Annotated in this window: 3 protein-coding genes; 2 read left to right on the forward strand and 1 reads right to left on the reverse strand. The window is 33.6% G+C overall.

Annotation, left to right across the window (positions count from 1 at the left end; all coding sequences use genetic code 11):
- Nucleotides 1-576 precede the first annotated feature (576 nt).
- The gene (locus tag V7150_RS03505) at nt 577-948 is read right to left on the reverse strand and encodes a nuclear transport factor 2 family protein (protein ID WP_335513638.1); all 372 of its coding nucleotides are present in this window, start codon (nt 946-948) and stop codon (nt 577-579) included.
- Nucleotides 949-1,791: 843 nt separating this feature from the next.
- On the opposite strand from V7150_RS03505, the gene V7150_RS03510 reads away from it, so the two are divergent.
- Together V7150_RS03510 and V7150_RS03515 are read left to right on the forward strand one after the other, a co-directional pair.
- The gene (locus V7150_RS03510; RefSeq protein ID WP_335513639.1) at nt 1,792-6,411 is read left to right on the forward strand and encodes a pre-toxin TG domain-containing protein; all 4,620 of its coding nucleotides are present in this window, start codon (nt 1,792-1,794) and stop codon (nt 6,409-6,411) included.
- Nucleotides 6,412-6,425: 14 nt separating this feature from the next.
- Nucleotides 6,426-6,773, forward strand: a complete 348-nt coding sequence (locus V7150_RS03515; protein WP_335513641.1) for a hypothetical protein — start codon at nt 6,426-6,428, stop codon at nt 6,771-6,773.
- Nucleotides 6,774-7,028: the final 255 nt, after the last annotated feature.

A 7,028-nucleotide genomic window follows, 5' to 3' on the forward strand; every position in this document is an offset into this window, starting at 1 on the left:
CGTTTTAAGTTAGTGGAAGCTCCTTTATACGGAAAGATAAAATGTGAAAACCCACGAATATCAGAGTGCTAACCGCAGTAGAGATTTTTGCCTTCGTGCCGTGTGCTTAAATTTTTATATTAATATGAAAGGAGAAATTTATTCATTCTCAGCTTTAAAAAGTATCTCAATCTCCAAATTGCCTGTCAAGGAAAGCACTTGACAGCCAATTTGGAGATTGAGGAGCGGTCAGTAAGCTGAGAAGGAGATCCCCTAGCCATAAGGCTCAATCCAAACTAATAAGCAAAGAAGCCGAAAAACGCTTCTCTTCTTAGAGTTACCCAAAAACTGAAACCAAAATCAATTTGGGTAGGGAGCATTGACAGTTTCGTTCATATCAGTACATTTCTTTACAATCTCTATTATATCTCTTATTGTACGTGCCATTTTCATTGTGAGCGTTCTTCTCCAATCTGGCCTGATTGTTGAAAACTTATTTTCGATAAATAAAACCTCTTTNNTCGTTCATATCAGTACATTATTTCACAATATCGTCTATACTTTTAAATGTCATTAAAGAAACATATATGCCTTATTTTACTTGTATGGGTAGTAGTGTGGTATTTTAGATTGAAACTCTTTTAAGTTCACAATGTAATTATCGTTATTAAATTCAATTAATGATACACCATCAAATTCCCCAACTTCTCCGTCATACTCACACTTAAAGTACCATTCAACAGCAGTTAAATTACCTTGATGAATAAATTTCTTTATTTTCCAAAACAAAACTGTTCCTCGCTTATTCCAATCGTTAAACCATCTTTCAATAATTTCTAAACCGTGGTATTCAGGTCCATAACATTCACTATAGACTGCGTTTAGGTCAAAGGTTTTTCTTAATATTAGATTGTTCTTATTTATCCAAGACTGAAAATAGTTTTCTATAACTTGCTCTCGCTCAATCATTATTTCCTCCTATAGTAAACCAATCAATTTACTTTAATATTTCTATGTCGAGACTTGTTTTCCTTCTTCAACCATCCTGTATCTAGTCGAATAAGAAAAGGCTGCCAAAATGACAGCTCGAATCTTTAACTCTTGCACCCTTTAGCACAATAAGAAGTCTAATCTCTTACTTCAAAAAAAGAGAGTGACCCAAAAGGGCGTTGATTGACAACTTTTTTGGGTCATTTTTTATGCGTGCCCAGCAAGCCGTTAATTGCTAATTGGTGAAAGTCCAATCTGAATAAGTATCAAAGACGCTTACTAGTTGACAAGCAACTGGTGAAGAAATTCTAAGGTTAAAGCCCTGTGACAAAGTAACTCTCTAGCAGAGTGCGAGCAAATTAATAGGTTGTAACATAAAGTGAATCCTGCCGTCTCCTCAAAGGAACCCACTGAAAGTGGCTAAAGAGAAGTCGAGCCTTGATAAGATGGGCGAGGACCATGGAAGGTGTGAAGAACTTGGAAAAGCAGCACAGAGGAATCTCTCGGGATAAGGGGAACAACATGTTAGGAGGCTCCCCGCAACGCCCGCGGAAACGTAACGCCTGAGTGGAAATCAACAGACAATTTTGACAGAACAATACACATACAAAAAGGGTATGCCCCAAAAAGTTATGAAAAAAGTAATGAGAATATGGAATTACTAATATTTGGCTACGTTTACTTATTTAACAAGTAAAAATTTTAATAAACTACTTTACGATATATAGTAGCTTAAATTCTAATTTGACTTAATATAGTAATATAATTACAATATTAGGGTCTAGTGGAATTGATTGTATAAAATGAAAGGGGTTGTAACAATTGCAAAAAACTATTCAAAAAATTATTATCGTTATTTGTATTGTATTACTAATCAGCACAGGAATTGCTCCTTCTGTATCACAAGCAATGCAGTACAATGAAGAAAAACCGGAATCTAATATTAGTATAGAATCTAGTATAGAATCTAGTACAGAATCTAGTACAGAATCTAGTACAGATGGTGGAACAAATGATTCAAGAAAATTACAACCAAACCAACTACCATCATCTCAATCTAAAGAAGAAATACCTCCTTTAATAAAAGATGGACAAGAGATACAACAATCAACAACTCATGTTGTGAATGAACAAAATAATCAGAGTATGATGTTAGACCAAAAGATTGAAGAAATCAAGGAAAGTGAAGCCAACCAGAAGGATTCGAGTCAAATTAATCCGCAAACTGAATCTTCTACTTCTGAGCAAGTTACTTTTTTAACTACATTTGATACATATAATGCAGCGTCGTTTGATGCAATGCCTAATCAAAATGATGCTCAAACAGTAACGGTTATAACACATGATATAGTTGATCGAAATTGGATATATATAGAAACTGATAATGGTCCAAAATGGACATATTACAATCCTAATCCTGAGAAACTGTTTATTCCTACTGGATTTGACACATATAAAGAACCAGAATTATCTTCCAAAAAACTTGGTACAAAAAACGCAGGTACTTTTACCGTGCTTGCCAAAAAGGAAAAAAACTCTAATTGGTTACTTATTGAATTAGATAAAGAAAGAGTATGGGCGTATTACAATCCTAATCCTGAAAAAATCAACATTCCTTTTACTATTTATCTTTATGACAAAGAGATTAATTTAGATGAAAAAATCGTCGCAGGTTTAAAGGAAAAAATCGTCGGAAGTCTATCAGCTCAAACAGTTACAGTCATAGCTCGGAGTAATATTAATAAGAACTGGATATTGATTGAAACCAGTCAAGGACGTAAATGGACGTATTATGATCCTGACTTAAAGCAACTCACTATGTTATACACTTTTTACGTGTATGATGATAATATAACAATTTCAACACCAAGTGGATCCTATACTCCTCGGACTGTTAATATCATTCAAAAGATAGACAATTGGTATTTAGTTGACATAGATAATGGCCCTAAGTGGATTTATTATACTGGTGCGCCAGAACAGGTTAAAATTCCTACATCCTACAATGTATATGATACGCCCTATAAAAATATTGTGTGGGGGAAAGATTGGGCTATAGTTGGAACTTACAATGCCCAAACAGTAACAGCCTATGCAAAGTTATCTGACAATTGGTTGCTAATCCAAACGGACATAGGAGTAAAATGGGCATATGGTTACCTTAATCCAGAAAAGGTTAGTATTCCGGTTACAATTGACCTTTATGAAGATCAATTTTTTTGGTCTGCAAAAACTGGAAATATACCTGCTCAAACGGTTACAGTTCTTGAGCGAGGTGTTACAGACGAGAACTGGATGTTGATTGATACCAATCAAGGGCGTAAATGGACTTATTATACTCCGAACCTTAAACCTATTACAATGACATATTCCTTTTATGCATATGATGATAAGGAATTTTCTGCGAAACAAAGTGGACCATATTCAGCCCAAACTGTCCAGCCTATTGGTCAGAGCGGAGATTGGTATTTAGTTGAGATAGATAAAAATCGAAAATGGATTTATTACACAGGTGCTCCTAAAGAAGTAAAAATACCAACTTCCTATGATGTGTATAATACCCCCATTTATGGTTATACTTCGTTGGAATTAACTAAAAATAAATCAGGTTCTTACAATGCTCAAACAGTAATTGTGTATGCTAGCTACGATTCAAAATGGTTTTTAGTTCAAACAGACAAAGGACTAAAATGGGCGTATTATAATTCGAAACCAAAAGAGATGTATATTCCTTTTGATTTTCCTGTTTATGAGGAGAATAATTTCAACTCCAAACTAGTACAAAAAATGGGCGCACAAAATGTAACTGTTATTGGAGAAGCTAATTATGAAAAAAACTGGTATTTAATTGAAACCAAAATAGGGAGATATTGGGTTTTTTATGATCCAACATTAGTTCCTATCAACATTGACCACACTTTTAATACTTATGATAGTTCATTTGTTTTTTCAACTAAATCTGGAAATTATGGACCACAAGTCGTAAAACCAATTGCGAAATATAAAGATAGCACTATAGATTGGTTTCTAATAGAAACAGATAAAGGATTTAAGTGGATCATTTATAGTGACAACTCATACAAGATGGTGATTAACTCTAGTTTTGATACATATGATATACCAGATCTCACGGGAAAGAAAACAGGTTCATTTGCTCCCCAAACAGTAACAGTCATTACAACATACTACGGAAAAAACTGGTATTTAATAAGCACTAATAAAGGGGATCAATGGGCATATTATAACCCGAATCCAGAGAAAATAAATATCCCTATAAAACTACCACTCTACAATAAATCGCTTTTTTCTTCTAAATTCGATCTAGACCTTTCCCCACAAGAAGTAAATGTACTTGGAAGAGGTGCTTTAGATAAGAATTGGATGTTAATTGATACAATTTTTGGTAGAATGTGGATCTACTATAATCCGAATTTACAAACTATTAAACTGTCTTACACGTTTAATGTATATGACTCTCCTGATTTTAGTACAAGGCCTTCAGGCTCGTACAATGCTCAAAGCGTCATGCCAATAGCAAAGTCAGAAGATAATTGGTATCAAATTGAGACTGAAAAGGGAAGAAAATGGATCTATTATACTGGTGAGCCACTACAAGAGTCGTTTACAGCAAGTTTTGACGTGTATGATTCTCCAGTATTATTAAATGGGCCAGTTGGTACATATGGACCTCAAACGGTAACTGTATATGCTAAAAATGGAGATAATTGGTTTTTTATTAAAACAAAACAAGGGAATAAATGGGCGTATTATAATGCTAAACCAGAGAAAGTTACAATTCCCATAAATTTTGAAGTGCATAAAGGACCAAATTATTATTCCGAAGTGGTGCAACGTCTTGCTCCTCAGTCTGTCACTGTAATAGCAAGAGATTGGTTAGATAAAAATTGGATGTTAATTGAAACATCTTTAGGGAGGTATTGGACTTACTTTAACCCTAACGTTAGTTCAATATCCATACCATATACATTTACTGTTTACGAAGAACCCTACTTTGATTCCAAGAAGGCAGGTTCATTTGCACCTCAAATGGTAAAGGTTGTAATGCAGACCTCGACCCATAGTGATTGGTATAAAATTGAAACACCTCTAGGGTTAAAATGGGTGTACTATAATCCTAACCCTGACAAACTATATATTCCCGCTGATTTTGATACATATGATGATGCGAGCACGTCTTCTAGAAAAGCAGGTCATTACGGTGCACAGACAGTTGAAGTATATGCTGATTATGGTTTCTATTGGAAGATGATTAAAACAGATCAAGGTATGAAATGGGTTCACTATACCTTCTATCAACCCGGAGAAGTTCCAAAGTGGGCAATTGATTTGGAAACATCAATGGCAAATTGGGAAACATCAATGGCAGATTGGCTTAATGATACTCATGAATTCGCTATAAAAATGAACGAATTTGCACAATCAATGAAAAAGTTTAAGGAAGAAATGGATGAACTTAATAGGAGTTTTCAGGGGTATAATAATTATATGGAAAATTGGTCAGTTAGATTTAATCGGGATATAGAGGAGATGAATCGACATTTAGATAGTTTATCTGCAATAACTGCACAAATAAATTTAGGAAATTGGTCAGAGGAACTAAGGAAAGAGTTAATGATTGGATTAAGTAAATCACTTGAGGATTTTAATCCACTACAAGAATCGGGTGTAAAATATGAGTATAGTAATATAAAAACAACTGCACACATAGATTTATCAGCATTCGGTATTTCTAGTAGCATGTTAGATCAATGGTTTTCAAAAGAAAATGTTTCTATGGTAATTGAACTTATACCTGTGTTGGGTAATGCTAAAATAGGGATTGATATGGCTAGTGGTTACAATATTATTACAGATCAAAAGTATAGTGCTTTGGATTATTCCATTGGTTCTTTATCTATCTTTCTAGGCGGCGAAATGAAAGTCGCGACTAAGGGTATAATTAAAGAGACAGAAATTCAAGCTTTAAACAAAGCCCTGAAAAATGAAGGGACCATTGTTAAGGGTATTACTAGTAATTTTAAAATAGTAAAGCAAACAACTGCAGAAGAAACTAATAAGTGGTGGAAAGAAGTTATGAAATATCCTAATCCTCCATACAAACCTAATACAATAGTTCATGAAATAGAATTAACTAGTAAAACCAAATTTGTAAGAGTGTATGATGGAGAAAACTCAGGAATATTAGGTAGTTGGGTTATGAAAGAAGAAGATATAAAAGGATTAACCCCAGCACAAATAAAAGATAAATTTGCACTTCCTACCACACCTAAATATGTTGCAGATGTTATGTTAGAAGCAGGGGACCATCTTCGTAAAGGTATTGTAAACCCACTTGAAGGATGGGGAAATGGTGGAGCAATACAATTTGATTTGATGGGACAAAAAATTGGAGATTTCGTTAATCCAAGACCATTACCATAGGGAGGTAAAATTAAATGAATGAACAATTAAAAATAAATGAAAATATATTAACTATTAATAATATCGATGTTAGTTTTAACCATAATATTCGAGATGTTCAAATATGCGGGGATCTAATAATCGTATTATTAGCAATACCGTTTAATGAAACAGAATTAGATAATTTATATGCAATTTCTAAACTTGGAAAAATAGTATGGCGATCTCAAGAATTGAATAAAGTATTTCCAGATCAATATAGCGACTCATATGAGTTCATGAATGTTAATGAAAATGAAATAAAGGTAACAGATTTTCATGGTAGAAGATATTTTATTGATCCTTTGAACGGATTTATAAAGAAAAGAGATATTGTGAAGTAATAAAGTCAGTGATTGTTTAAATTGACTAACTACAAATTATTATTAAACTAATTTATTTACAGTATGTTTTTTAAAGTTTGTTAAACCCTAGAATTATTTAAGAGGGTGTCCCAAAAAGTTATATTTTTGGGACACCCTCCATTACTTCATGAAGGGAACACGGTTCCCCACTATTAATCCTAAACTACAACCTCGACAATCTGTTCCGATTGTTAAATAAGAGTATAGGACCATTCTTCAACTCCCTCAGTTTAA

Source organism: Neobacillus drentensis, assembly GCF_036965245.1.
GTDB lineage: Bacteria > Bacillota > Bacilli > Bacillales > Cytobacillaceae > Neobacillus > Neobacillus drentensis_G.